Genomic DNA, 256 nt, shown 5'->3' with positions numbered 1-256 from the left:
CAACAGCACCGGCATGGGCCAACTGGCGGTGATCGCCGCCCAACTGGAGCGCATCGAGCTAAGGCCGAAGCTGCGCACCAACTCGGTGGCGGTGCTGACCAATTTCGTCAAGTCCGGCATCGGCGTGGCCTTCATGCCGGAGTTGACGGTCAGCCACGAGATCGAGGCCGGGCATATCCGTTGCCTGCCGCTGGCCCACCCGGCGCTGCGCGACGCCCGCGCGCGGATCGTCAGCCACAAGGGCCGCGAGCTGACC

General features: G+C 68.4%; 1 protein-coding gene. It reads left to right on the top strand.

The features are described 5' to 3' along the window. Positions 1-13 precede the first annotated feature (13 nt). Positions 14-256 (top strand): LysR substrate-binding domain-containing protein (locus ACLJNW_RS26560; protein ID WP_410961558.1); only part of this gene is annotated, 243 nt, incomplete at its 3' end.

Origin of the sequence: Salmonella sp. SAL4457, assembly GCF_046548235.1 — a bacterium.
Lineage (GTDB): Bacteria > Pseudomonadota > Gammaproteobacteria > Enterobacterales > Enterobacteriaceae > Salmonella > Salmonella enterica.
The sequence above is the reverse complement of the archived record's forward strand: the minus strand, read 5'-3'. Positions and strand labels throughout refer to the sequence as shown.